Here is a 24,216-nt window from a genome sequence, read left to right as displayed (position 1 = left end):
CCGATTTGCCGTGGGGCCGCCGAATCGCGCATGTTCGATTATCCGACGGTAGATTATCGCGGCCGTGCCGGAACTTGCCCTGAACTTTGATTTTCAGCAACTTTCATGGCGAATCGAAGTGCTATAGCGCCTTTTGCGCATCCAGGCGGACCGCCTGAGCTATAAAACGCTGGCTATAGCTATTAGAATTCCTAACTTGCGCGTTTCCAGTCCGCGTAGAAACATCGCCCGGTATTGAGTTTCGTAGATTTACTGATTATGGACGGTCCGTTGGGGGACAGGTCCAATTCGATACACCGACGAAAGTCTTAAAAAAGAGCTGGCGATTTGAGGGCCAGCAGAAGGTGAAAAAATTGTCCAACATCGACGACAAGACTGCAATCGAGCTGACCGCCGACATTGTCTCGGCCTATGTCGGCAACAATCCGCTCCCCGCCTCTGGCCTGCCTGATCTGATCGCCAGCGTCAGCGCCTCGGTTCGCAAGCTCGCCAGCGGCAGCGTTGTCAAGGAGGCGGTGGCTCTGACGCCCGCCGTCAACCCGAAGCGCTCGGTTTTCCCCGACTACATCGTGTGCCTGGAAGATGGAAAGAAGTTCAAGTCGTTGAAGCGCCACCTCGCGACCGACCATGGTCTGACGCCGGACGAATACCGCGCGAAATGGGGTCTGCCAGCCGACTATCCGATGGTGGCGCCCAGCTATTCGGCGACCCGCTCGGCGTTGGCCAAATCCTCAGGCCTCGGCCGCAAGCCAGCCGGCGGCGACGCGGGCAAGGGCAAGCGCAAGGCCAAGGCCTGAGGCATGTTGCCCGCAACAGATGATGTCGCGCCATTACCATGGCGCGACCATCTGGCCGCCCTCGGCGCGTTGCGCCGTGGCGTAGCCGCCCAGTCCTCGGTGGACGCGGCCAACGGCGTCAGGGCGCGGCGCATCCTGTTTTCGCTGGGCGATCCCTCCGGCGACATGCTTGCCGCGCTCGACGCGCTTGACCGGTTCGAGCGCGCCATCGTCGAATGCGACGACCCGTCGGCCATCGAAGCGCGAAGACTGAATTGCTTGGTTATCCTGGACCGCCTTGCGGCAAACAGTTCGCCGCGCGCCTAGACTAGCGGTGGGCCTGAGGCGGCTTGACCGGCCGGGCTCGCTTGGAATCCTGCTCGCCGGCAAGGCTTTCCGCCTCAACCGCTGTCATTTCAAGGAGATAGACAAGCATCTGGTAGCGCGTGCGCGAGAGCATTTTGGCCAACTTGCGCGTGATCTCCGCGACATATCGCAACGTTCGTAAATCGCTGGGCGCTCTATCCATCGTGAGCTCCTGATATGGCCAAGTTATTTGGGCCAAGTTACGTGAACCAAGTTATCGTTGGCGCCCACTCACGACTCACGGCGCGCCTACAGGTTTGCAGGTTTGCGGCAAAACTGAAAATCATTTTTGATAAGCATCATGCCTGGCCCGGAAGATTTTGCCGTCCTTTTTTGGTGGTATCGCCACTCGTGGTGCTAATATTGAACCAAAGCCGAACTTGCGGTCGTCTTGCCGCGCTGGGCTGATTTTCCGCCAGGGAATGTTGATCGTAACAGCCCGGCTATGGCCGCTCAGTCCTTATAAGCAGAGCAGAAGCCCGGCGGGTTGTTTTTGCCGATCATGGCGCAGCCGCGCTTGATCTCATCGATCATCATGCTGCAGACATTCTGCCCGTTGCAGGGCGGATTGGTCGCCGGCGACACTTGGATGCACTGCGAGACATACTGGTCCGACTTCGCCTTGCCGGCGGATTGCACGCATGGCCGCGTGTCGTTCTGGCTTGCCTGGGGAGGGGCGGGTTTCGCGGGCGCGGTGCCAGCCGTCGCGGGCGCGGCACTGCCGCCGCTTTGCGGCACGCAGGAGAGATCGCCTTCGGGGCATTGCAATTGGTGCTGCAGCTGCGCCAGCCGCGCCCTGGTCAACTCCGCCCTGCAGGTCTCGACGAGGGTCGAGTACACCGAGCCATCGGCATAAGGCTGGGTGCGGAAGGCGCACTCCTTGTCGCGGAACGGAATCCAGGCGCGCTGCGCGTCGCGCAAGCGCTTCAGGTTGGCGGGAGCGAGACGTCCCGCCAGCGCCTTGTAGACTGCGTTGAGGCCCGCGTCGGCCGAAGCGGCATTCGCTGCCGTGCAGGTAGCAAGGTCGGCCTGCGTCTTCGCTGCCGCGCAGTCGGTGGCTGCCGCGTGGGCCGATGGCGTGGTGAGAAACAGGCTGGCAGCGCCCGCGAAAATCCCGATCACCAGTGAAGCCGAAATGAGCGTGGTCTTGCCTGACATCTGATCTGCCCTCTGCTTGAATCGAACCCCGCCGCTCGCGCCAGCATAGGTTGAGACAACAGCCGCGATCAACGCCAATCCCACGACGCGGCAAGTAAAGCGTGACCGGCGCGGATTGGCTACGACGGAGCAGCGCCCAGTCTCAGGACGGTGCCTCGCCGCTCTCCGCGATCGCTGCGGAGGCTGGAAGGGCAGGGTGCTGTCCTGCCGGCCACTATCTCCGTGTTTTGACGCAATTCCGGACGGCGGCTACGGCGAAGGCGCCGAGCCCAACCGCACACACTTTTCCTGGAATTGCTCTAGTCGTTCATAGGCGACGCCTAAAACACACTCCCGGAATCGATCTGGATCAACAGGTGTTCCGGCGCCCGCGTCTCTGGTCTGTTCGCAATCTTTCCCGCCTGCGGAGAGGTTGGTTGGGCCTGCGGCCCACTCGCGGGCTCAGTCGGGACAGCAGTTTGAGCAGCCTGGTCCTCGAACAGAACCACCTGCGTCGCCAGCGCGGTTGTCGTGGCGACCTGGAAGAAGATGAAGGCTAGGGCGAGATAGCGGATCACGGGCCTCCAAACGCTTCGGCCGGCAACTGGTTCCAGTCCGTCGTGTTTTCTGCTGAACGGCCAAGGCATGTCGCCCAGAAGTGTGCAGCGGTTCTGGGACAACGACATGCAGCAAAACAAAGGCTTAAAGCGCGTCGCCTGAATCCGCTTCAGCGCGACGCGCTTTTAAGTCAGCGCGGCGGGCCTCATCCGAGCCCCTGGCTCTTGCGAAGCGTCGATCTCCCGTGCAAAAGCCGGCCATGCTTATCATCAACGACCTTACGCTGCGCATGGCGGGGCGACTGCTTCTCGATCATGCCTCATTGACCCTGCCGGCCGGCACCAAGGCCGGTCTCGTCGGCCGCAACGGCACCGGCAAGACCACGCTGTTCAAGGCGATCACCGGCGATTTCCCTTCGGAGACCGGCTCGATCAGCCTGCCGAAGAACACCCGCATCGGCCAGGTGGCGCAGGAAGCGCCCGGCACCGAGGAGCCGCTGATCGACATCGTCCTGAAAGCCGATGTCGAGCGCCAGGCCCTGCTCGAGGAGGAAAAGACCGCGACCGATCCGCACCGCATCGCCGAGATCCATACGCGGCTGGCTGATATCGACGCGCATTCGGCCGAATCCCGCGCCGCCACCATCCTTGCCGGCCTCGGCTTCGACGATGCCGCGCAGCGGCGGCCGGCCTCGTCCTTCTCCGGCGGCTGGCGCATGCGCGTGGCTTTGGCTGCCGTGCTCTTCTCCGAGCCCGACCTGCTGCTGCTCGACGAGCCGACCAATTATCTCGACCTCGAAGGCACGCTGTGGCTGGAGAACTACGTCGCGAAATATCCGCGCACGGTTTTGCTGATCTCGCACGACCGCGACCTGCTCAACCGCGCCGTCAACTCGATCGTCCATCTCGACCAGAAGAAGCTGACCTTCTGGCGCGGCGGCTACGACCAGTTCGAACGCCAGCTCACCGAGCAGCGCGAGCTGCAGGAAAAGAGCCGCGTCAAGCAGGAAACTCAGCGCAAGCATATGGAATCCTTCGTCGAGCGTTTTCGCGCCAAGGCTTCCAAGGCCCGGCAGGCGCAGTCGCGCCTGAAGGCGCTGGAAAAGCTGAAGCCGATCGCCGCTGTCGTGAACGACACGGTACGGCCGTTCTCCTTCCCGGAGCCGGTGAAGACGGTGGCTTCGCCGATCGTGGCGCTCAATGGCGTCAATGTCGGCTACACCGAGGGCAGCCCGATCCTGAAGAAGATGACGCTGCGCATCGATGCCGACGATCGCATCGCGCTGCTCGGCGCCAACGGCAACGGCAAGTCGACCTTCGCCAAATTGCTCGCCGGCCGGCTGAAGGCCGAGACCGGCACGGTGACGGTTGCGCCCGGGCTGAAAGTGGCGATCTTCGCCCAGCACCAGCTCGATGACCTGCGTCCCGAGGAAAACGCCTACGAGCATGTACGCCGGCTGATGCCGGACGCGCCGGAAGCCAAGGTGCGCGCCCGCGTGGCGCAATTCGGCCTTGCGACCGAGAAGATGAACACCGCTGCGAAAGACCTTTCCGGCGGCGAGAAGGCGCGGCTGCTGATGGGTCTGTCGGCTTTCGAGGGCCCGAACCTCTTCATCCTCGACGAGCCGACCAACCATCTCGACATCGACAGCCGTGAATCGCTGATCCATGCGCTCAATGATTTTCCGGGCGCGGTGATCCTGATCTCGCACGACCGGCACCTGCTCGAAGCCACCGCCGACCGGCTCTGGCTGGTCAAGGACGGCGCGGTCAATCCCTATGACGGCGATCTCGAGGATTACAAGACCTTGGTCACCGGCGTGTCGTCCAACCGCCGCGAGCAGAAGGAAGCCGACAAGGCGTCCAAGGCCGATCGCCGCCGCGAAGCCGCCCAGCGCCGGGCCGCATTGGAACCGCTGGCGAAGGAAATCCGCGCCACCGAGGCGCTGATGGACCGCATGCGCAAGCGCATCGACCTGATCGAGGACGAGCTCGCCAATCCGGCGGTCTACGAGAAGGATCCCTCGACCGCCACGCGGCTGGCCAAGGAGCGCTCGCAACTGGCGCAGACGCTGGCGCAGAACGAGGACAAGTGGCTGACGATGTCGGCGGAATATGAGGAAGGGATCGCGGAATAGCGCGGTTTCTCCTTCTCCCGCAAGGGGAGAAGGAGGAGCTCTATCTGGCCCTACACCTCGTCCCTAAAACCCGCTACACACCCCGCATGAACCAGCACGCCAAGCTCCGGATCGGCCATTCGGCCTGTCCGCATGATTGCCCCTCCACCTGCGCCCTCGAAGTCGAGTTGCTCGATGACAACCGCATCGGCCGCGTCCATGGCGCCAAGGCGAACAGCTACACGACCGGTGTCGTCTGCGCCAAGGTCGCGCGCTATGCCGACCGCGTGCATCATCCCGACCGACTGCTGAAGCCGTTGGTGCGCGCCGGCGCCAAGGGTGAGGGCGCCTGGAAGGAATCCAGCTGGGAAGCCGCGCTGGACCTCGTGGCGGAAAGATTCATAGCGGCCGAGGCGAATTACGGCTCGGAGACGGTCTGGCCTTATTTCTACGCCGGCACGATGGGGCTGGTGCAGCGTGACGGCATCCAGCGGCTGCGCCACGCCAAGCAATACTCGGGCTTCTTCGGCTCGATCTGCACCAATCTCGCCTGGACCGGCTGGATGATGGGGGCGGGCGCCTTGCGCGGGCCCGATCCGCGCGAGATGGCCAAGTCGGATTGCGTGGTGATCTGGGGCACCAATGCCGTGGTCACGCAGGTCAACGTCATGACCCATGCGATGAGGGCGCGCAAGGAACGCGGCGCGAAGATCGTCGTCATCGATATCTATGACAATGCCACGATGAAGCAGGCCGATCTCGGCCTTGTCCTGAAGCCCGGCACCGATGGCGCGCTCGCCTGCGCGGTCATGCACGTGCTGTTTCGCGATGGGCTGGCCGACCGTGCCTATCTCGAAAAATACACCGACGATCCGCGCGGGCTGGAAGAGCATTTGAAGACGCGCACGCCCGAATGGGCGGCCGCCATCACCGGGCTCAGCGCCGATGAGATACAGGCTTTCGCGCATTTGGTCGGCACGACGAAGAAAACCTACTTCCGCCTCGGCTACGGCTTTGCCCGCCAGCGCAACGGCTCGGTCAACATGCACGCCGCCTCCTGCATCGCCGCCGTCACCGGCGCGTGGCAGTATGAGGGCGGCGGCGCTTTCCACTCCAACTCCGGCATCTTCAAGCTGAACCAGGATGTGCTGGAAGGTACAGCGATGCGCGACCCGAAGGTGCGCTATCTCGACCATTCGCGCATCGGCCCGGTGCTGACCGGTGCGGCGGATGCGCTCTATGGCGGTCTCCCGGTGACGGCGATGCTGATCCAGAACACCAATCCGGCCAATGTCGCGCCGCAGCAGCGGCTGGTGAAACAGGGTTTTATGCGCGAGGACCTGTTCACTTGCGTGCACGAGCAGTTCATGACCGACACGGCCAAGCTCGCCGACGTCGTGCTGCCGGCCACGATGTTCCTGGAGCATGACGACATCTACAAGGGCGGCGGCAACCAGCACATCACGCTCGGCCCCAAGCTGATCGAGCCGCCGGAAGGGCCGCGCACCAACCACTACGTCAATGAGGAGCTTGGCAGGCGGCTGGGCGTCGGCGACCGGCCGGGTTTCGGCCTGACCGAGCGCGAACATATCGACATCATCCTCGGCAAGCGCGGGCTGGGCAGCTTCGACAGCCTGAAGCAACAAAAGTGGGTCGACCTGCAGCCCGGCTTCGACGACGCGCATTTCATCAACGGCTTCGGCCATGCCGACAGGAAGTTCCACTTCCGGCCGAATTGGACCGGGCAGTCGGCGCCCAACCGGCCGCCGAAAAGCATGGGCCTGTTCGGCCCGGTCGGGCGGCTGCCGGAATTCCCCGACCATGTCGAACTGATCGAGTTGGCGGATGAGGAGCATCCGTTCCGGCTGGCGACCTCGCCGGCGCGCAACTTCCTCAATTCCAGCTTTGCCGAGACGCCGGTCTCGAAGGCCAAGGAAGGCAGGCCCGAGCTGCTCATCCACCGCGAAGATGCAGCAGTGCTCGGCATCGAGGATGGCGGCCGCGTCGAGGTCGGCAACCGGCGCGGCGACCTGGTGCTGCATGCCAGGTTCTTCGATGGCGTGAAGCGCGGCGTGGTGATCGCCGAAGGCATCTGGCCGAACAGCGCGCATGAACGCGGCGAGGGCATCAACGTGCTGACCGGCGCCGATGCTCCGGCGCCCTATGGCGGCGCTGCCGTCCATGACAACAAGGTCTGGCTCAAGGCGCTTTGATCGCTTCGGATTAGAAGCGCAAGCGCCCAGAACGCGGATCTGCAGGCCGCACCGCCAGGCATCAATCCGCAAGGGCGTTGCAGATCACCAGTTGGGATTCCGGCCTTCGAGATCGTCTTCCGGGATGATCGGCGGTCGGCGGTCAAGACTGGTGAAAGGGTCCAGATAGGCTGCCTTGCGTGCATTGACCATCGAACTGAACATGGTGTTGAACGTCGCGAGCATTGCCAGCCTCGGGATGCTTGGCCGCGGCAGTTTGAGACGCCGGACGGCAGTTGGGCCGGTGGTGAGGATGTCGGTCATGATGCCCTCCTGTGGCGGCGACAATGGCAGCGCTTCCCACCCAGGTCCTTGGCTTAAACCTGAAGAGTCCTGAATCGCTCTGAAATTGCTTGAAGCGAAGAATCCCAAACGGCCCTGAAGTTCGCCTTCAGGGTCATCTTGGATTATCCTGCCCGCGAGGGTGGTTCTTGGCCAATGGACTTGGAGTTTGGGAACTATCGTTTGAGACGAGCCGAACGGCAGTTGCTGGGCCCGAAAGGGCCGGTGGAGCTTTCGGCACGTTCCTTCGACATCCTCGCCATGTTGCTCGACAGGCCCGACGAGGTGATCGGCAAGACCGAACTTTTCGATGCGGTCTGGCCCGGCGTGGTGGTGGAGGAGAATACGCTGCAGGTCCACATTTCGGCGCTGCGAAAACTGCTGTCTGCCGAGCTGATCGCAACCGTGCATGGTCGCGGTTACAAATATGCAGGCCCCAGGCCCTTCGCGGTTACGGCAGATGATACGGCGGCGTCCAGACCGTCCATCGCCATACTTCCCTTCGACAACATGAGCGGTGACCCGGAGCAAGACTATTTCAGCGACGGGATTACCGAAGACATCATCGTCGAGCTCGGCAAATATAAGGAGTTTCTGGTCATTGCGCGGAACTCCTCCTTCCAGTTTCGCGGCAAGGCGCATGACCCGGCCGAGGTGGCGAGCAAGCTTGGTGTCCAATATGTCGTCGAAGGCAGCGTGCGGAAGATCGGCAACAGGGTGCGGATCGCCGTACAGCTAACCGATGCGTCGTCGATGGCTCATATCTGGGGCGAACATTACGACCGGGAACTCGACGACATTTTCGCCATCCAGGACGAAATCACCCGGATGATTGCAGCGCGTCTGGCCCGGCAGGCCAGAACCGCGATTGCGTCGCGCGCCAGGGCCCGGCCGACCAACAACATGTCGGCCTACGAGTTTTACCTACGGGCGCTGCAACTGGCAGCCGTTTATGACACGGTGCTCGAAGCGGAACCGTTTCTGCACCAGGCGGTAAAGCTTGATCCGCAGTTTGCTGCTGCCCACGCCATGCTAAGCTTTGTGGAGTCCATCAAGTACTATTGGGACTACAACAATCCCGGCCATTTGCATTCCGGACTGGAGATCGCAAGAACAGCATTGGGCCTTGATCCCGACGAAGCCTATGGACATCTCGCCACCGGCTTCGCTCACTTGTACCTCCGTCAATTCAGGCAATCTGAAATCAGCCTTGACCGGGCCGTTGCGCTCAATCCGAACGATCCGTTCATTCTTAGCATCCGTGCTATTTTCCTCAATCACACTGACAGGCCGGAGCAAGGGCTTGATGAAATAACCGAAGCCCAGCGCCGCGACCCATACGCCGTGGGATGGTATGACGACTTCCGCGGCGTTCTGCTGACGACGGCTGGGCGATATCGCGAGGCGGCTGCCTGCTACGCGAAAATGGCCACTGTAACGCCGTGGTCGCTCATTCGTCTTATCATATGCCATTCCGAACTCGGCGAAATCAGGCAAGCGCAAGACGTGCTGGCGAAGGTCAAGGCACATTATCGCGGACTAAGCCTTGACCAGATCATCGATACGGAAGTGGATTTTTATCAGGACGCCACCGTATGCAGCCGCTATCGCGCGATCCTCGATCGTGTTGACAAGGCGGAATAGGCCCGTTGCGGCTTATTGCCTTGCTACTTCGCCGCCTGAGCGTCCAGCGTCTTGATCTCGTCCGCGGCCGCCTTGCGGGCCGCCGCATCGACACCGGACGCGCCTTTCTCCTTGGCGAAGGCAATGAGGGCAGTGCGCGTGTCCTCGTCGCATCCGTCCGAACCCACGCCGTCGACGCCGGCTTTCTTAGCGGCGGCGAGCACGGAGTCGCAGGCGTCCGGAGCGAAGGCGAACTGACCCATGATGGCGCCGAGCGTGAGCGGATCCTGCAGGCGCGGATCGTCGCGGATCGCCTGGATGGTGGCGCTGCCCACCACCTTGGATTTGCGATCCTGCGCGATCTGCGTCAGGTCGAAGATGAACTCGAATTCCGCCTTGTCGACGCCGGCAGGCTTCGACACAAGAATGTCCAGCCCATAGCGGGTGACTTTCTCGGGCGTGACCACCGCGCGCACCACCTTTGCCTGATGGTAGTTGCGCACCAGCGCCCAGCGCGACGGGAGGTCACCGTAACCGGCGAGCAAATCGAGCTGCTTGATGGCGGCGATCTTCTGCTTGTCGGTCTTGGCGGCCTGCGCCTGGGCGAAGACCTTCTTGCCGATGCGGTCGATGATTTCGTTCGCAAGCAGGCCTGAAGCCGGCGCGGCCTGTTGCGTCGCCGCGGTCTGGACGGGGATTTCGGCGAGCGGGCCTTTGGCGTCGACCCAGGCGGCCAGCGCCTTGCGCGCGTCCGGGCCGAAATGGCCCTTCGGCTCGCCGGTGTAAAAGCCTTCGCTCTTCAGCGTCGTCTCGATCGCGGCGCGGATCTCGTCGGGCAGCGCCTTGCCGAAACCGACGAGGTTGTCTTCCGCGAGCCCTGCCGGCGCCTCGCGAAAAGCATCCATCACCGCGGCCGCGATCGCCGCCGTTCCGGCGCTGGAGGCCGGTCCGGAAAAGAGGCCGCTCAGTTCGATGCTTGCCGCGTCGTTGCCGAGCACGCCGGCGCCCATCCTGCCGATGCCGTCATTGTAAAGCGCGATGCGGTCGGTGATGCCTTCGCGCAGCGTCATCAGATGGTCGAAACTATCGAAGGTGAAGGCGTTGGCGAGCTTGCTCTTTGCCTTCAGCGAGCCGCGCCGAGCCGCCTCGCGCCAGGCATGCAGTCGCTCGCGCGGGTTCTTGTCGATGCCGAGACCGTCGTCATAGGCGTCGCCCAGCAGCACCATCGCCTCGACGCTGCCGAGGTTGGCGGCGTTGATCAGCATCGCCGTCGCCTTCTGGTCGTCCTGTGGATAGACCGCGCCTTTGCGCATGAGCTTCGCCTGCAGCAGATAGGCCTGCTGCTCCTTCTTGGCCTCGCCTTCGTCGATCAAGGCTTTCAATTGATCGTCGCTCAAGCCGTCGTCGCGGCGCGACGGCTGGTAGCTGGTCGAATCCAGATTGGCATATTGGGTCGAGGCGTAGAGCCAGAGCGCGTCGCGGTCGCCGGCGTCCGCCAGCGGCTTCAGCATGGCGCGCGCCAAATCCTCGTTCTTGAACTGCTGATTGTCAGAGAGCTGCAGCCGCGCCAGCGCCAGCGCGGCACCTGGCTCGCCGGCGTCGGCGCCGTCGCTCAGGCGCCCGACCAACTGGTCCGGATTGTCGATCTGCATGCCGTCATAGTCGAGGAGCACGCCCGCAAGCCTGATGTCGGCGTCGAGATCCCACGAGGCGTTGAGCAGTTGGATCGCCTCGCGTGGCTGGCGGCCGACGAACTTGCCGTCCATGAGCAGGCCGGCGAGCATCGGCCCGGCCTCGGCGACATTCTTGGTGGCGGCACGCAGCATGGCGATGGCGCGCTTGCCGTCGGCGGGGCCGCCTTCGCCCTTGGCCAGCATGTCGGCCAGCATCGGTATGGCATATTGATCGCTGCCGACGCGCGCCTCCAGCAACTGCCTGGCCTTCGCCGCATCCTGCGAGGTCCCGCGGCCCAGCCGCAGCGCCTTGATGTAAGCCAGCGCCGATCGTCCGGAGCCGTTGGTCCCGGACTGGAAATCCGTCTCGACGGCATGAAAGGCCTTTTGCTGCTCGTCGCTCGTGAAGCCGTCTTCCGTCAGCGTCGTCCGCGCAATCAGCAGCGGCATGGCGGCGCGGAATTGGCTGTCCCATTCGCCGGGCGACTGGCCCTGGGCCGGCGCGTCGATGACGCGTTGCGCGGTCTCGACCACCTTATGCGCGTCGCGGCGCAGCAGCGGCCCTTCGATATACTGACGGAGCAGCGTTTCAAGCGCCGTGAGATGACCGGCAGCGCCGGCCTTCTGCAAGGCATCGAGCGCCATCGCCCGTGTGACCGGCGGTGGACCGGCATCGGCGCCGTCGTGCCGATGCACCGAATAGACCTCGTAGAGCAGATAATTCGCCTCCGGGCTGCCGCCGTCGGCGAGCAGCTTGATCTGCGGGAGGAGAAAGGTAAGTCCCGCCTGGTTGAGCGCGACCTGGACCCGCAGCCATTCAAGCGTCAGCCGCTTTTCCTGCGGCGCGCCGAGCATTGCCGCCTGGCATTTGTCCGCCAGGGTTTTGAGCTTGCTGAGGTCAAAGTCTTGCGGGAAGAGCTCGCCATACTGGACAGGCGGCGCCTTGGCTCCAGGATCGAGCGGCACCGAGGCGCCCCGGTCGCATCCACTGATCGCCTCGGCGAGCGCCGCCTTGTTCGCCGTATCGTCGGGTTTTTCCGAAGATGTCTGGGCCGCGAAGGCCCCGCCGGCAAACGGCGTCAAAGCGAGGCAAGAAAGAACCAGGGTATGCACTGGCCGCAGCATGGGCGTCCCCCCTCGGACACGGTCCGGGTGCAGCCGGACGCACAGGCGCTAAAGTAGCACATCGCACGAGTGATGATGAGTGTGGCGCTTCACATTCACGCAGCGTTGCCTAAGACTGCACCACGCTTTGCGATCTGGCCCAAATGGCTCCGGTCGCATCCGCCAGCTCCGGCGTCTATAGAGGCCCTTGTCTCGGCAACGAGGGAGGATGTCGTGGCCAAGGTCTCGCTTCTGGGCATTCCGCATGACGAGAATTCGTCCTATTTGCGCGGGCCGGCCGAGGCGCCGCCGCTGATCCGGCGCGAACTCGCAAGCGACGCCTACACTTCATGGTCGGAAACAGGTTTCGATCTGACGGACCGCTTCGTCGATCACGGCGACATCGATTTCACCCAGCCCGGCGACCCGTGGCAGCGGATCGAGGCCGAGGTCGGCCGCGCGCTCGACGCCGGCCATCCGCTGATCTCGCTCGGCGGCGATCATGCGATCTCCTGGCCGGTGCTGCGCGCGGTGCGCCGTCGCCACCAGAGCCTCACGATCGTCCATATCGACGCGCATCCGGACATCTATCATGCCTATGAAGACAATCCGCGCTCGCACACCTCGCCCTTTGCCCGCGTCATGGAGGAGAAGCTGGCCGACCGGCTGATCCAGATCGGCCTGCGCACCGTCAACGATCACCATCGCGACCAGTTCAAGCGCTTCGGCGTCGAGGTGGTTGAGATGCGGCATTTCAGGGAAGGGCTGCAGCTCGACCTCAAGACACCCGTCTATATCTCGATGGACATCGACGCTCTCGATCCGGCCTTCGCCCCCGGCATCTCGCACCGCGAGCCGGGCGGCTTCACCACCCGCCAGGTCATCGGCCTGATCCAGGCAATAGACCAACCGATCGTCGCCGCTGACCTGGTCGAATACAATCCGCGCCAGGACCTCTCCAACGTGACGGCGCTGGTCGCCGCCAAGCTGGTCAAGGAAATCGCCGGCATGATGCTGAAGACCAACGGCGCCGCCTGAATCAACGCTTGAATCAATTTGCCAGGGCGGCGTGCTAGAGGATTGTTCCGACTCAGCTTTCGACAGGATCGCCATGCCGCAGCCGCTCAGGATAGCCGTCGCCGGCGCGCTCGGCCGCATGGGCCGGCAGATGGCGCAAACCGTCGCGGCCGATCCGCGGCTGCAGCTCGTCGCGCGCTTCCATCGGCCGGGCAGTACGGACCAGGGACTGCTTGAGCGCGACGAAGCGCTGGCGCTTGCCGATGTGGTCGTCGATTTCACCACGCCCGCGGCTTCCGCCGAGTTGGCCAAGGCCTGCGCCGCGCGCGGCGGTCCGGCGCTGGTGATCGGCTCGACAGGTTTCGACGGCGCTGAACTGGAGGCGATTGCCGACGCCGCGAAGAAGATCGCCGTCGTGCGCTCCGGAAGCTATTCGCTGGGCCTCAACGTGCTGACCGGGCTGGTCGAACAGGCGGCGAGCGCACTCGGCGCAGAAGACTGTGACGTGGAAATTCTCGAAGCGCATCACCGCATGAAGGTCGACGCACCGTCGGGCACGGCGCTGATGCTCGGCGAAGCGGCGGCGCGCGGGCGCGGCGTCGAGCTGGACGATGCGGCGCAGCGCACCCGCGACGGCCACGTCGGTCCGCGCCCCACCGGCGAGATCGGCTTTGCCGTTGTGCGCGGCGGCAGCATCGTCGGCGAGCACAGCGTGAGCTTCCTCACCGAAGGCGAGACGCTCACGCTCTCGCATGCCGCCGGCGACCGCTCGATGTTCGCGCGGGGCGCCATCGCGGCGGCACTCTGGGTCGCCGGGCGGCCACCGGGCGAATATGATATGCGCGACGTTCTCGGCTTCACTGCCTCGTGACCGGGAACCACGCCGGATTCCATTCCACGGCCGCCAAAACGGCTGAAAGCCAGCTGAAAGCTTGGCCATGCCATGACGGTTTTGTGGCGTTCGCCACATGAGCGGCCTGGGAGCGGCCGGCAGGAGGAAATGCGGCGCGGCGCGCCGCCCAGTGGAGGAAATTACGTGACCGGTTTCATCTCTAAACGCGCGCTGCGCTCGATGGCGCTGACGCTTGCCATGGTTGGCGCTGGCGCATCGGCGGCATCGGCTGCCGACAAGATCACCATCATCGTCGGCGGCATGGAAAAGCAGATCTATCTGCCGGCCGTGCTCACCCAGCAGCTCGGCTATTTCAAGGATGAAGGGCTCGATGTCGAGCTGATCAACTCGCGCGCCGGCGTCGAGGCCGAAAACGAATTGCTGGCTGGCGCCGTACAGGGTGTCGTCGGCTTCTACGATCATACCGTCGACCTGCAGTCGAAGGGCAAATACATCCAGTCGATCGTGCAGTTCAGCCAGGCGCCAGGCGAGGTCGAGCTGGTCTCGGCCAAGCATCCCGAGATCAAGTCGCCGGCCGACTTCAAGGGCGCGACGCTCGGCGTCACCGGGCTCGGCTCCTCGACCGATTTCCTGACGCAGTATCTCGCCGTTCGCAGCGGCCTGAAGCCGGGCGATTACACGCTGCTTCCGGTCGGCGCCGGCAACACCTTCATCGCCGCCGTCAAGCAGGACCAGATCCAGGCCGGCATGACCACCGAGCCGACCATCGCCAAGCTCCTCCAGACCGGCGAGGCCAAGGTGTTGGTCGATATGCGCACGCCCGAAAAGACCAAGGCAGCACTTGGCGGCGACTATCCGGCGGCCTCTTTCTACGTCCAGTCGAGCTGGCTCGAGGGCCACAAGGACGAGGCGCAGAAGCTCGCCAATGCCTTCGTCAAGACGATGAAGTTCATCGCCGGCCACTCGGCCGAAGAGATCGCCGACAAGATGCCGAAGGACTATTACGCCGGCAGCAAGGAGCTCTATGTGCAGGGCCTGGCCGGCGGCAAGGCGATGTTCACGCCGGATGGCCGCATGCCGGCCGATGGACCGGAGACCGTGCTGAAGGTTCTGTCGACTTTCTCCAAGAGCCTGCAGGGCAAGCAGATCGACCTGTCGAAAACCTACACGACCGAGTTCGTCGACGCCGCCAAGTAAGCATCAACAGGCGAGGGCGGGCCGATCGGTCCGCCCTTGGAGCAATTCCAGGAAAAGTGTGAAACGGTTTCCGCCCGGAATTGCGTCAAGCAAAGAGATAGAGCGGTTTGGCGTGAAACGACGAACCGCTCTAGAGAACAACGACTTGCGCCGGCTGCCTGAATCAATTCTGCAGCGGCGCCTTCCGGATGCCAAGCTGCGGCAAGCCCTCTGGCTTTAGCCAAAGGCATCCTCGCACCACCACGATAGGAGTGTGCCATGCAGTTGCAGACCATGGCGGCGGAGAAACTGTCTCCGGCCGCGCCGCCGGCCGATGCCGCGATCGCCATCGACGACGTGACGCTGCGCTTCGTCACGCCCGACGGGCACATGATGACGGCGATCCGCGATTTCACCATGACGGTGGCGCGCGGCGAGTTCGCCTGTGTCGTCGGGCCGACCGGCTGCGGCAAGTCGACGACGCTCAACCTGGTCACCGGGCTGTTGCGTCCGACCACCGGCAATGTCCGCGTCATGGGCAATCCGGTGACCGACATCAGCCGCGACATCGGCTTCGTCTTCCAGGCCGACGCGTTGTTTCCGTGGCGCAGCGTCATCGACAATGTCGCCGCCGGCCCGCTTTTCCGCGGCACGCCGAAGAAGGAAGCCTACGAGAAGGCGCGCGACTGGATCGGCCGTGTCGGCCTTTCGCGTTTCGAGAAACATTATCCGCACCAGCTTTCGGGCGGCATGCGCAAGCGCGTGGCGCTTGCCCAGACCTTCATCAACCAGCCCAAGATCCTGTTGATGGACGAGCCCTTCAGCGCGCTCGACATGCAGACCCGCACGGCCATGCAGGACGAATTGCTGGGCCTCTGGTCGGGGCTGAAATCATCCGTCGTCTTCGTCACGCATGACCTCGAGGAAGCGGTGGCGCTGGCCGACAAGGTCTATGTGCTCACCGCCGGTCCGGGCACGGTGAAGAGCGTCTACCGCATCGACCTGCCGCGCCCGCGCGTCATGGCCGACATCCGCTACGATCCGAAATTCATCGAGATCGCCAAGGTGATCTGGAGCGATCTGCGCGAGGAAGTGCAGCTCGGCCAGAGCCGCGGCCTCCAGGCCGGCCATTGACAGGAGACACAGCATGACCGCCATTTCTCCCACCGATCAGGCCGCCGCCCGTGCCACTTCGATCGTCGCCGCCGAAGCGCAGGCAAGGGCACGGCTGCGCAAGCGCCATGCTCTGGTGATTGGCCTGCGCCTCGCAATCCTCGTCGTCTTCCTTGGCCTTTGGGAACTCTGCGCCGATTACAACATCATCGATCCGTTCTTCTTCTCCAGCCCGTCGGGCATCTGGGAACAGATCTGGTCCTGGATCACCGAAGGCACCTCGCAGGGGCCGCTCTGGCTGCAGATCTATGTGACGCTGGAAGAGACCTTCCTCGGCTTCGCCATCGGCGCCATCGGCGGCATCGTGGCCGGCATCATCCTTGGCCGCAACAAGCTGCTGGCGGACGTCTTTTCGATCTACATCAAGATAGCCAACTCGGTGCCGCGCGTGGTGCTTGGCTCGGTGTTCATCATCGCGCTTGGCCTCGGCATGGCGTCCAAGGTGGCGCTGGCTGTCGTCATGGTGTTCTTCGTTGTCTTCGCCAACGCCTTCCAGGGCGTGCGCGAGGCCGACAGGGCGATGATCGCCAACGCCCAAATCCTCGGCGCCTCGCCGATGCAGATCACCACCTCGGTCATCATCCCTTCGGCGATGAGCTGGATCCTCGCCAGCCTGCATGTCTCCTTCGGCTTCGCGCTGGTCGGCGCCGTGGTCGGCGAGTTCCTCGGCGCCAAGCAGGGCATGGGTCTCTTGATCTCCACCGCGCAGGGCGCCTTCAACGCCAACGGCGTCTTCGCCGCCATGATCATCCTGGCGGTGATGGCGCTGGTGGTGGAGTTCATCATCACCCGCTTCGAGAACTATGTGGTGAAGTGGCGCCCGGCGCCGTTCAACGAGCAGGGGGCTTGATTGATCACCGCACACCATCATGTTTGGTGTGCGGTTTCCCCTAAGGTGTATGACAAAGTCATGCGTTTGTGCTATATTGAGGGCATCGAGGAGACGAGTCATGCGAAACTCCCAGCCCCTGACGATCACGCTGCCGCTTGAGATGGCACAGATGGTGAAAAATAAGGTTGCCTCGGGCGAATACGCCACCGAAAGCGAGGTCATCCGCGATGGCCTACGTACGCTTGCGGCGCGTGACGCGGCGGTTGAACGCTGGCTGCGCGAGGAAGTCGTGCCGACGATGCAGGATGCGCGCGCCAATCCTGAGAAGCTTTTGACAGCCGAGCAGATGCGCCGCAATCTCTCGGAGCACATCAACGCGATCGTCGCCAAACCACGCTCCGGTGCATGAAATACCGGGTCAGATTCCACGCTGCAGCCGAGCGAGACATAGCCGAACTGCTGAGCGAACTCGCGCCGAAGGCTGGCGTGGAAATCGCGTTGCGCTTTGTCGGGCGCATTGTCGATTATTGCCTCGACTTTGAGACTTTTCCCGAGCGCGGCACACGTCATGACGAAATCGCTCCGGATTTGCGCACGGTAGGATGGCGCCGACGCGCGACGATCGCGTTTGAAGTCGCCGGTGACAAAGTGATCATCTTGCGGATTCTCTACGCCGGCCGGACGCTTGAATTGCCGGACGAAGAGTAAAAGGGTCGCCACTCGACCTGATCACGCAAGCGGCAGCCGCACCTCGACTTTGAGCCCGCCCGCGGCGGCGTCGCCCAGCGTGACGCTGCCGCCGGCATTCTCGACCACCTCGCGCACGATGGCGAGACCAAGACCGCTGCCTTCCTCAGCCGAGCCGGCGAGGCGGTAGAAGCGCTCGAAGACATGCTCCCGCTCTTCCGCCGGGATTCCCGGTCCGGCATCGCTCACCGTAAGCTCGGCCTCGCCATCCGTCGTCGCCAGCCTCACCGTGACGCTACCGCCAGATCTGGAATAGCGCAGCGCGTTGTCGACCAGGTTGACGATCATCTCGCGCAGCATCGTGCCGTCGCCGACCACCGTCACCGGTCCGTTTTCCTCGAGGCCGAGGTCGATGTCGCGGTTGATCGCCGCCGGCGCTTGCGCTTCCAGCACATGGCGGGCGGCTTCGGTGAGGTCAATGCGGTCGGCGCGCGGCCGTCGGCTGCCAGGTTCCGCCCTCGACAGCGTAAGCAGCTGTTCGGCCAACCGCGCCAATTTGCCCGAGCTCGCCTGCAAGGCGACCAGCGCCTCCTGGCGCCGGTCGGCCGCGGTTTCGCGCAAGGCATAGCTTGCCTGCGTCGACAAGAGCGCCAGCGGCGTGCGCAGTTGGTGCGCGGCATTGGCGATGAAGCGCCGCTGCGCCGCCATCTGCGCCCGCACGCGCTCCATATAGGCGTTGAGCGCTTCGATCAGCGGCCGGATCTCGCTCTGCGCGCCCGGGACCTCGACTGGATCGAGATCGCTGCGGCTTCGCGAGCGCACCGCGTCGCGCAGCCGGATCAGCGGCGCCAGCCCGCGGCGCAGGCCAAGCAGCACGAACACGCCGGCAATAGCCACCAAGGCAAGCTGCTGGGCGAAGGCGCTGAGCCACAGGCGCTTCACCATCGCGTCATGTCCGGCGAGCGTGACGCCGACAGTGACCTTGATCGGCGAATCCGTGCCGGCGCCGATCACGGCATGGCTGAGCGTGGCCAGGCGCAGCGGGTGATCGCGATAGGCAGCCTCGATGCTGCCGCGCTCCGGCGCCACGGGCAGATCGGGATAGCCGGTCAGCAGCCGCCCGCCGGCGGTCTCGACCCGGTAATAGACGCTGTCCCGGTCGCCGGTGTCGAACATCTCGATCGCCGCCGGCGGCACGGTGGCGTCGAGCGCGCCGTCGGCCATTGCCACCTGCTCGGCGATGGCGCGCGCCGAGCCGACCAGCATGCGGTCGGTGACGAGATCCGCGGTCGCCAGCGCGTTGCGCTGGCTGGTCCACAGATTGATGGCGGCGAGCCCGGCAAGCGGCAGCACCACCCAGGCCAGCAATTGCAGGCGAAGGCTGCCGATCCGAAACCTGTCGATCCTCATGGCGCCGGATCGTCGTGGCGCAACAGGTAGCCGAGGCCGCGCAAGGTGGCGATCTGGACGCGCGATCCCTCCAGCTTCTTGCGCAGCCGGTGCACGTAGATCTCGATGGCGCTGGGGTCGGCGTCGGTTTCGAAATCGTAGATCGCGGTCGAGAGCGCCGCCTTGCTCACCGTGCGGCCGGCCTTGACGACCAGCTGTTCCAGCACGGCGTGCTCGCGCGGTGTCAGCGACAACGTCGCGCCGGCAAGCGAGAACAGGCGTGTATTGGTGTCGAAGACCAGATCGCCGCAGGCAATGACCGGCGCGGTGCGGTCGTTGGCGCGGCGCAACTGCACGCGGATGCGCGCTTCCAATTCCTCGATCTGGAAGGGTTTCGCCAGATAGTCGTCGGCGCCTTCGTTGAGGCCCTTGACCCGGCCGTCGAGGCTGGCATTGGCGGTGAGCACGATCACCGGCACCGGGTTGCCGCGCGCCCGCAACCTTTTCAGCACCTCCATGCCGCCCATGCGGGGCAGGGCAAGGTCGAGGATGATCAAGGCATGGTCGCCAGCGGCCAAAGCATGCTCGACATCCTCGCCGTCATGCACGACGTCGACGACATAGCTCGCCTGGCGCAGCGTCTTGCTCAGCCAATCGGCCAGTTCGCGGTTGTCCTCGACAAGCAGCAGCCGCATCGTTTGTCGCTGTTTCCTCCCAATGGCGTCGACCGACGCCAAAGCGCGGCAGGCGGCGTCCAAATTGGTTCCCGAGGCAACCGATAGTATCGATCCGCGCGCAAGGCAAACGTGGTTTCCCGGCGGTCGCCATCCCGGTCGCGGCACCTGCCGAGCCGCTTGTTCGGTCGGGCAAGCGAGGAAATCGAACCGGTCGGTTCAATTAATGTTGACGGTTCGTGTAGCTATGGTGAACACCGGCAGCCCTTACCAGGATGCCGTATCGCGCGACCTTTTCTGTAACCGATTGATATTAAACGATAAGAATGTGGCCGCTGCGTCCTTCGCCCAATTTCAAGATCGAACCGAACGGTTCGGTTCGCAACTTTTCGTGATTGGAAATGGCAATAAGGCCGACCCATTTCGGGGTGGTCCGAGCGACGCGAATTTCCATTACGGCACGCCACTAGACGGACATGACTTTTTGAAATCTGGAGTACCTAAAATGAACAAGATTGCTTTTGCCGCCGCTGCTTTCCTCATTGCCACGGGCAGCGCTTTCGCCGGCAGCGACCATTACAACCCCAACGACGCCAGCCAGTCGGCCGTGACGGCCCCTGCGGGCAACGTCGACCGGACCGTTACCGGCTCGATCAACAAGTTCGAACAGCGCTTCATCAAGAATGCGCCCAGCTCGAACCAGCAGGAATCCGGCCAGGGCCTCTGGGGCAACCACTAAGCTGGTTCCAGTCTGACCAAAATCTGACCATCAACCCATCATCCTTGAATTTGGAGTAACTCAAATGACCAAGATCGCTCTTACCGCTGCCGCCCTCCTCGTCGCCACTGGCGCCGCTTTCGCTGGGTCCGACCACTACAACCCCAACGAAGCCAACCGGCCGGTCGACACCTCGATTACTGCTTCGGTCAAGACTTCGGACGCGAACGTCCAGAAGCCGGCGACCCAGGCTCCTGCCCAGGATCTGTTCGGCAACCGCTGAATGCCCTGGTCTTCCAAGACGTCAAAGCGGCGGGCTTGTCCCGCCGCTCTGTTTTTCTAAGGCCGGCTGCTCCCGGGCAGGCTTTTTCAGGGTTGATCAAGCATTCATCACGAAGCGGTGATGCTGTAACGATGCCCCTGGTGCCGTCGAAGTGGGAGTAAGGGCCGATAGACGGGGCCGATGCCAAGGAAATTCAAGTGTGTCGAACGAGCGGGCAGCACCCGGGCGATGTCCGAGGCTACCCCTGTGCCGATCCACTAGGTCATCTGATCGTCGATCGCGCCTGATCAAACAGCGCAACCCGAAACCAGGAGTATTTGAAATGACCAAGATCGCTCTTACCGCCGCCGCCCTGCTTGTCGCCACTGGCGCCGCCTTCGCTGGGTCGGACCACTACAACCCCAATGAGGCCAACCGGCCGACTGCTTCGGTCGACAGCTCGTTCACCGCTTCGATCAAGAATTCGGGCGCGAATGTCCAGAAGCCGGCGGCCCAGGCCGCTGATCAGGATCTTTTCGGCAACCGCTGAATGGCCTGGTTCCAAGACCTCGAGCGGCGGGCTTGTCCCGCCGCTCTGTTTTTCTACAGCCGGCTACCGGCATTGTGAAATCGCTTCACAAGTATTTGTATCACAAGCATTTGTAATCGTTTGTCTTTTTCTCGGCGAAGTTTGGGCCGACGCTGCCGGGGCCGCTAAAGAAAGCGAGCGGGCCGGGAATAAATCCCGGCCGCCGCGGGTCTTGTCGGCAGCGGGGTCATCCTCCCAAGGCCTCCGCCCCGATGAAGCCGAACGAACAAGGAAAACCGAAATGACCAGGATCGCTCTCACCACTGCCGCAATGCTTCTCGCGATGGGCTCCGCCTTCGCCGGCAGCGATCACTACGACCCCAATGACGTCAACCGGCCGACGGCCGGCGTCGACAGGGCCTATACGGCTTCGGTCGGCAAGCGTGAGGTTGCCAAGCAGGCCGATGTCGACACCTCGATGACGACAGGTTCGGCTGGATCCAAGGCTTGGTCCGACCCGGGCCAGGGCATCTGGGGCAACTGATCTTTGACGCTTTGAACTGTCAAAGGCGGCGGACTTGCTCCGCCGCCTTTTGTCTTATGCGGCGAGCAGCACCGATCCAGTGCGAGGAGATCGACGGTTCGCTCTAGGCCAAATCCTTCGGCCGAACACAATGCGTCAGGCGCGCGCCGTGGAAGTCGAGGTCCACCCAATCCTCGTCCAGCGTGAACCGCGCGAGCGCCGCCGTCGGGAACTTCGCTTCGATCTTCTTGAAGACAGCCTCATCCGATCCGGCGCCGGCCAGCCGCAGCGCAAAATGCTGCAGGCCGGGATTGTGGCCGATCACCAGCAGGCTCTCCGCCTTGGCCTGCCGCACACGCGCCAGGATGGCGCCGGCCGCCGCCTCGTAGAGTTCCTCGGCAAATTGTGCTGGCACATGCTTGGGCAGTTCGGCCGCGACCAGCCGCCAGGTGTCGCGGGTGCGCAGCGCCGGCGAGACCAGCGCCAGGTCCGGCAGCCAGCCGCGCCGGGCAAGCTCGCGCCCTATCAGCGGCGCCGTCTTCAGCCCGCGTGGCCCGAGCGGCCGATCGAAATCGGCGAGGGAGGGATTGTCCCAGCTCGACTTGGCATGGCGCAGGATAAGCAGTTGTTTTACGGGCATTGACGACTCTACGGCGTGATCCGCGCCAGCTGTTCGAGGTCTCTCTCCTCGCGCAGCGGATCCGGCGCCATCACCACCGAGGTGGCGTTTTCGGCATCGTCGGCGAAATGGGCAAGCACGGTGTGGCCCTTTTCCATGCGCGCCTTGCCTTCGGCGACGAGCCCCAGCGCCAGCGGGTAGAGCCGGTGCTCGACCTTCAGCACCCGCGCGGCCAGCGTGTCCTCATTGTCGCCGACCATCACCGGCACGGCGGCCTGGGCGATGATCGGGCCGTCGTCCATCTCGGGGGTGACAAAATGCACCGAGCAGCCATGGATGCGAACGCCGGCGCGGATCGCGCGCGCATGCGTGTCCAAACCCTTGAAGGCCGGCAGCAGGGCAGGGTGGATGTTGACCATGCGTCCCTGCCATTTCTCGACGAGGCCGCGGCCGAGGATGCGCATATAGCCGGCCAGGGCGACGATGTCTGCGCCGAAGCCGGTGAGCGCGGCATCGATCGCGGCGTCATAGGCATCCTTGCTCGGATGGTCGGCGCGCTGGATGACCTTGGTGGCGATGCCGCGCGACTGGGCGATGCCGAGGCCGGCCGCGTTGGCGCGGTCGGAAATGACGCCGACGATTTCCGCCGGATAGCTTGGATCGGCGGCCGCGGCGATCAGCGCCGTCATGTTGGAGCCGCGTCCCGAGATCAGGACGACCGTGCGTTTCCTGCTCATAGGCCGATCGAGCCCCGATAGATGACGCCAGCGTCTCGGCGCGGCACGATGCGGCCGATCGGCGTTACCGTTTCGCCGGCTTCCTGCAGCACTGCCGCCACTTGCGCCGCCTGGCCGGAAGCGACGGCGAGGACCATGCCGATGCCGCAGTTGAAGGTGCGCATCATTTCTTCCGGCGCCACGCCGCCGGTCTTGGCCAGCCACGAGAACACCGGCGGCACGTCGATTGCCTCGAGATCGAGCTCGGCGGAGAAATCCTTGGGCAGCACGCGCGGAATGTTTTCCGGGAAACCGCCGCCGGTGATGTGGGCCAGCGCCTTGATGCCATGCGTGTTGCGGATCGCCTTCAGGATCGACTTCACATAGATGCGCGTCGGCTCGAGCAGCGCTTCCGCGAGGCTCAGTTCCTCGTTGAACGGCGCCGGATCGCTCCAGCCAAGGCCGCTCGTGGCAACGATGCGGCGCACCAGCGAAAAGCCGTTGGAGTGCAGGCCGGACGAGGCAAGGCCGAGCAGCATGTCGCCCTCGACGATGTCGTCGGTCGGCAGCAACTGGCCGCGTTCGGCAGCACCCACGGCAAAGCCGGCGAGGTCATAGTCCTTGTCGTGATACATGCCGGGCATTTCCGCCGTCTCGCCGCCGATCAGCGCGCAGCCGGCCTGCCGGCAGCCTTGCGCGATGCCGCCGACGATCGAAGCGCCCTGGTCCGGGTCGAGCTTGCCTGTGGCGAAATAGTCGAGGAAGAACAGCGGCTCGGCGCCCTGCACGACGATGTCGTTGACGCACATGGCGACGAGGTCGATGCCGATCGTATCGTGCTTGCCGGCGTCGATGGCGATCTTGAGCTTGGTGCCGACGCCGTCATTGGCCGCGACCAGCACCGGGTCGGTGAAGCCGGCGGCCTTCAGGTCGAACAGCCCGCCGAAGCCGCCGATCTCACCGTCGGCGCCCGGCCGGCGCGTCGTGCGCACCAGCGGCTTGATCTTCTCGACCATCAGGTTCCCGGCATCGATATCGACGCCAGCCTCGGCATAGGTGAGCCCGTTCTTGCGCTTGGCCTGGTCGCCTTTGCTCATGGTCGGCTCGTCCCTGTTTGTCATTGCGGGCTCTTCGCATGAATGGTTTCGGGGAGCAAGGATG

At 63.9% G+C, this 24,216-nt stretch carries 25 protein-coding genes; 16 read left to right on the top strand and 9 right to left on the bottom strand.

Translation table 11 applies throughout. The annotated features are described in order from the left end of the window. Positions 1-353: 353 nt before the first annotated feature. Both FJ430_RS26010 and FJ430_RS26005 read left to right on the top strand, forming a co-directional pair. The gene (locus tag FJ430_RS26010; protein WP_140648171.1) at positions 354-797 is read left to right on the top strand and encodes a MucR family transcriptional regulator; all 444 of its coding nucleotides are present in this window, start codon (positions 354-356) and stop codon (positions 795-797) included. Between the two features lie 3 nt (positions 798-800). Next, on the top strand, positions 801-1,103 hold the full coding sequence (locus FJ430_RS26005; RefSeq protein ID WP_140648170.1) for a hypothetical protein: 303 nt from the start codon (positions 801-803) through the stop codon (positions 1,101-1,103). Positions 1,104-1,595: 492 nt separating this feature from the next. Here FJ430_RS26005 and FJ430_RS26000 read toward each other — a convergent pair whose 3' ends face one another. Continuing rightward, the gene (locus FJ430_RS26000; protein ID WP_226891922.1) at positions 1,596-2,300 is read right to left on the bottom strand and encodes a lysozyme inhibitor LprI family protein; all 705 of its coding nucleotides are present in this window, start codon (positions 2,298-2,300) and stop codon (positions 1,596-1,598) included. Positions 2,301-2,620: 320 nt separating this feature from the next. Next, positions 2,621-2,857: a hypothetical protein gene (locus tag FJ430_RS25995; RefSeq protein ID WP_140703283.1), complete on the bottom strand. Its 237-nt coding sequence runs from the start codon at positions 2,855-2,857 to the stop codon at positions 2,621-2,623. A 239-nt stretch (positions 2,858-3,096) separates the two neighbouring features. Between FJ430_RS25995 and FJ430_RS25990 the strand changes: the two genes are divergently transcribed. Further along, positions 3,097-4,974 carry an ABC-F family ATP-binding cassette domain-containing protein gene (locus FJ430_RS25990; RefSeq protein WP_140703286.1) on the top strand — a complete coding sequence of 626 codons (1,878 nt, stop codon included), beginning with the start codon at positions 3,097-3,099 and terminating at the stop codon, positions 4,972-4,974. An 86-nt stretch (positions 4,975-5,060) separates the two neighbouring features. Beyond that, positions 5,061-7,166, top strand: a complete 2,106-nt coding sequence (locus tag FJ430_RS25985; RefSeq protein WP_140703289.1) for a molybdopterin-dependent oxidoreductase — start codon at positions 5,061-5,063, stop codon at positions 7,164-7,166. A gap of 84 nt (positions 7,167-7,250) precedes the next feature. On the opposite strand, the gene FJ430_RS25980 is transcribed toward FJ430_RS25985, so the two are convergent. Next, complete coding sequence (locus FJ430_RS25980) at positions 7,251-7,469, bottom strand: hypothetical protein (protein WP_140648072.1); 219 nt, start codon at positions 7,467-7,469, stop codon at positions 7,251-7,253. Positions 7,470-7,670: 201 nt separating this feature from the next. Here FJ430_RS25980 and FJ430_RS25975 point away from each other — a divergent pair, with 201 nt between their 5' ends. Continuing rightward, positions 7,671-9,131, top strand: coding sequence for a winged helix-turn-helix domain-containing tetratricopeptide repeat protein (locus tag FJ430_RS25975; RefSeq protein WP_226891920.1), 1,461 nt, complete (start codon positions 7,671-7,673; stop codon positions 9,129-9,131). A gap of 23 nt (positions 9,132-9,154) precedes the next feature. On the opposite strand, the gene FJ430_RS25970 is transcribed toward FJ430_RS25975, so the two are convergent. Beyond that, positions 9,155-11,908, bottom strand: coding sequence for a tetratricopeptide repeat protein (locus FJ430_RS25970; protein WP_140703293.1), 2,754 nt, complete (start codon positions 11,906-11,908; stop codon positions 9,155-9,157). Between the two features lie 213 nt (positions 11,909-12,121). On the opposite strand from FJ430_RS25970, the gene speB reads away from it, so the two are divergent. From speB to FJ430_RS25935, 7 genes are all read left to right on the top strand, one after another. Continuing rightward, the gene (speB, locus tag FJ430_RS25965) at positions 12,122-12,925 is read left to right on the top strand and encodes an agmatinase (protein WP_140703295.1); all 804 of its coding nucleotides are present in this window, start codon (positions 12,122-12,124) and stop codon (positions 12,923-12,925) included. Between the two features lie 73 nt (positions 12,926-12,998). Continuing rightward, positions 12,999-13,775, top strand: a complete 777-nt coding sequence (gene dapB / locus FJ430_RS25960) for a 4-hydroxy-tetrahydrodipicolinate reductase (protein ID WP_140703297.1) — start codon at positions 12,999-13,001, stop codon at positions 13,773-13,775. A 201-nt stretch (positions 13,776-13,976) separates the two neighbouring features. Continuing rightward, positions 13,977-14,954, top strand: a complete 978-nt coding sequence (locus FJ430_RS25955; protein ID WP_226892256.1) for an ABC transporter substrate-binding protein — start codon at positions 13,977-13,979, stop codon at positions 14,952-14,954. Positions 14,955-15,212: 258 nt separating this feature from the next. Then, positions 15,213-16,067 (top strand): ABC transporter ATP-binding protein, encoded by an 855-nt coding sequence (locus FJ430_RS25950; protein ID WP_140703299.1) that lies wholly within the window; start codon positions 15,213-15,215, stop codon positions 16,065-16,067. A gap of 13 nt (positions 16,068-16,080) precedes the next feature. Then, positions 16,081-16,956: an ABC transporter permease gene (locus tag FJ430_RS25945; protein WP_140703305.1), complete on the top strand. Its 876-nt coding sequence runs from the start codon at positions 16,081-16,083 to the stop codon at positions 16,954-16,956. Positions 16,957-17,056: 100 nt separating this feature from the next. After that, positions 17,057-17,347, top strand: a complete 291-nt coding sequence (locus tag FJ430_RS25940) for a type II toxin-antitoxin system ParD family antitoxin (RefSeq protein ID WP_140648064.1) — start codon at positions 17,057-17,059, stop codon at positions 17,345-17,347. Further along, on the top strand, positions 17,344-17,646 hold the full coding sequence (locus FJ430_RS25935; RefSeq protein WP_140703307.1) for a type II toxin-antitoxin system RelE/ParE family toxin: 303 nt from the start codon (positions 17,344-17,346) through the stop codon (positions 17,644-17,646). Before FJ430_RS25940 ends, FJ430_RS25935 begins: the two co-directional genes overlap by 4 nt. 21 nt (positions 17,647-17,667) lie before the next feature. Here FJ430_RS25935 and FJ430_RS25930 read toward each other — a convergent pair whose 3' ends face one another. Further along, positions 17,668-19,035 (bottom strand): sensor histidine kinase, encoded by a 1,368-nt coding sequence (locus FJ430_RS25930; protein ID WP_140648062.1) that lies wholly within the window; start codon positions 19,033-19,035, stop codon positions 17,668-17,670. Beyond that, positions 19,032-19,709 (bottom strand): response regulator, encoded by a 678-nt coding sequence (locus FJ430_RS25925; protein ID WP_140648061.1) that lies wholly within the window; start codon positions 19,707-19,709, stop codon positions 19,032-19,034. Before FJ430_RS25925 ends, FJ430_RS25930 begins: the two co-directional genes overlap by 4 nt. A 22-nt stretch (positions 19,710-19,731) precedes the next feature. On the opposite strand from FJ430_RS25925, the gene FJ430_RS31720 reads away from it, so the two are divergent. From FJ430_RS31720 to FJ430_RS25905, 4 genes are all read left to right on the top strand, one after another. After that, entirely contained in the window at positions 19,732-20,427 is a 696-nt protein-coding gene (locus tag FJ430_RS31720; RefSeq protein ID WP_319022993.1) for a DUF680 domain-containing protein, read from the top strand. Positions 20,428-20,491: 64 nt separating this feature from the next. After that, positions 20,492-20,689: a DUF680 domain-containing protein gene (locus FJ430_RS25915; protein ID WP_140648059.1), complete on the top strand. Its 198-nt coding sequence runs from the start codon at positions 20,492-20,494 to the stop codon at positions 20,687-20,689. A gap of 322 nt (positions 20,690-21,011) precedes the next feature. Further along, positions 21,012-21,218 (top strand): DUF680 domain-containing protein, encoded by a 207-nt coding sequence (locus tag FJ430_RS25910; RefSeq protein WP_140648058.1) that lies wholly within the window; start codon positions 21,012-21,014, stop codon positions 21,216-21,218. A 280-nt stretch (positions 21,219-21,498) separates the two neighbouring features. Then, positions 21,499-21,741, top strand: a complete 243-nt coding sequence (locus FJ430_RS25905; protein WP_140648057.1) for a DUF680 domain-containing protein — start codon at positions 21,499-21,501, stop codon at positions 21,739-21,741. Positions 21,742-21,844: 103 nt separating this feature from the next. On the opposite strand, the gene FJ430_RS25900 is transcribed toward FJ430_RS25905, so the two are convergent. Genes FJ430_RS25900 through purM form a run of 3 tightly spaced genes read right to left on the bottom strand, consistent with a single transcriptional unit; the run spans position 21,845 to position 24,152 of the window. After that, positions 21,845-22,360, bottom strand: a complete 516-nt coding sequence (locus tag FJ430_RS25900; RefSeq protein WP_140648056.1) for a SixA phosphatase family protein — start codon at positions 22,358-22,360, stop codon at positions 21,845-21,847. A gap of 8 nt (positions 22,361-22,368) precedes the next feature. Next, positions 22,369-23,076, bottom strand: a complete 708-nt coding sequence (purN, locus tag FJ430_RS25895; protein ID WP_140651889.1) for a phosphoribosylglycinamide formyltransferase — start codon at positions 23,074-23,076, stop codon at positions 22,369-22,371. After that, a complete protein-coding gene (gene purM / locus FJ430_RS25890) occupies positions 23,073-24,152 on the bottom strand; it encodes a phosphoribosylformylglycinamidine cyclo-ligase (RefSeq protein ID WP_140648079.1) in 1,080 nt (359 codons plus the stop codon). Before purM ends, purN begins: the two co-directional genes overlap by 4 nt. Positions 24,153-24,216: the final 64 nt, after the last annotated feature.

The sequence above is a fragment of the Mesorhizobium sp. B2-8-5 genome (assembly GCF_006440675.2).
Lineage (GTDB): Bacteria > Pseudomonadota > Alphaproteobacteria > Rhizobiales > Rhizobiaceae > Mesorhizobium.
Note: the sequence above shows the minus strand (reverse complement) of the source record. Positions and strands in the feature narration are given on the sequence as shown.

Coding starts and splice junctions, on each gene's coding strand:
- FJ430_RS26005 (WP_140648170.1), top strand. CDS start 801: ATGTTGCCCGCAACAGATGATGTCGCGCCATTACCATGGCGCGACCAT.
- FJ430_RS26000 (WP_226891922.1), bottom strand. CDS start 2,300: ATGTCAGGCAAGACCACGCTCATTTCGGCTTCACTGGTGATCGGGATT.
- FJ430_RS25990 (WP_140703286.1), top strand. CDS start 3,097: ATGCTTATCATCAACGACCTTACGCTGCGCATGGCGGGGCGACTGCTT.
- FJ430_RS25985 (WP_140703289.1), top strand. CDS start 5,061: ATGAACCAGCACGCCAAGCTCCGGATCGGCCATTCGGCCTGTCCGCAT.
- FJ430_RS25980 (WP_140648072.1), bottom strand. CDS start 7,469: ATGACCGACATCCTCACCACCGGCCCAACTGCCGTCCGGCGTCTCAAA.
- FJ430_RS25970 (WP_140703293.1), bottom strand. CDS start 11,908: ATGCTGCGGCCAGTGCATACCCTGGTTCTTTCTTGCCTCGCTTTGACG.
- dapB (WP_140703297.1), top strand. CDS start 12,999: ATGCCGCAGCCGCTCAGGATAGCCGTCGCCGGCGCGCTCGGCCGCATG.
- FJ430_RS25955 (WP_226892256.1), top strand. CDS start 13,977: ATGGCGCTGACGCTTGCCATGGTTGGCGCTGGCGCATCGGCGGCATCG.
- FJ430_RS25950 (WP_140703299.1), top strand. CDS start 15,213: ATGCAGTTGCAGACCATGGCGGCGGAGAAACTGTCTCCGGCCGCGCCG.
- FJ430_RS25945 (WP_140703305.1), top strand. CDS start 16,081: ATGACCGCCATTTCTCCCACCGATCAGGCCGCCGCCCGTGCCACTTCG.
- FJ430_RS25940 (WP_140648064.1), top strand. CDS start 17,057: ATGCGAAACTCCCAGCCCCTGACGATCACGCTGCCGCTTGAGATGGCA.
- FJ430_RS25935 (WP_140703307.1), top strand. CDS start 17,344: ATGAAATACCGGGTCAGATTCCACGCTGCAGCCGAGCGAGACATAGCC.
- FJ430_RS25930 (WP_140648062.1), bottom strand. CDS start 19,035: ATGAGGATCGACAGGTTTCGGATCGGCAGCCTTCGCCTGCAATTGCTG.
- FJ430_RS25925 (WP_140648061.1), bottom strand. CDS start 19,709: ATGCGGCTGCTGCTTGTCGAGGACAACCGCGAACTGGCCGATTGGCTG.
- FJ430_RS31720 (WP_319022993.1), top strand. CDS start 19,732: ATGGCGTCGACCGACGCCAAAGCGCGGCAGGCGGCGTCCAAATTGGTT.
- FJ430_RS25915 (WP_140648059.1), top strand. CDS start 20,492: ATGACCAAGATCGCTCTTACCGCTGCCGCCCTCCTCGTCGCCACTGGC.
- FJ430_RS25910 (WP_140648058.1), top strand. CDS start 21,012: ATGACCAAGATCGCTCTTACCGCCGCCGCCCTGCTTGTCGCCACTGGC.
- FJ430_RS25905 (WP_140648057.1), top strand. CDS start 21,499: ATGACCAGGATCGCTCTCACCACTGCCGCAATGCTTCTCGCGATGGGC.
- FJ430_RS25900 (WP_140648056.1), bottom strand. CDS start 22,360: ATGCCCGTAAAACAACTGCTTATCCTGCGCCATGCCAAGTCGAGCTGG.
- purN (WP_140651889.1), bottom strand. CDS start 23,076: ATGAGCAGGAAACGCACGGTCGTCCTGATCTCGGGACGCGGCTCCAAC.
- purM (WP_140648079.1), bottom strand. CDS start 24,152: ATGAGCAAAGGCGACCAGGCCAAGCGCAAGAACGGGCTCACCTATGCC.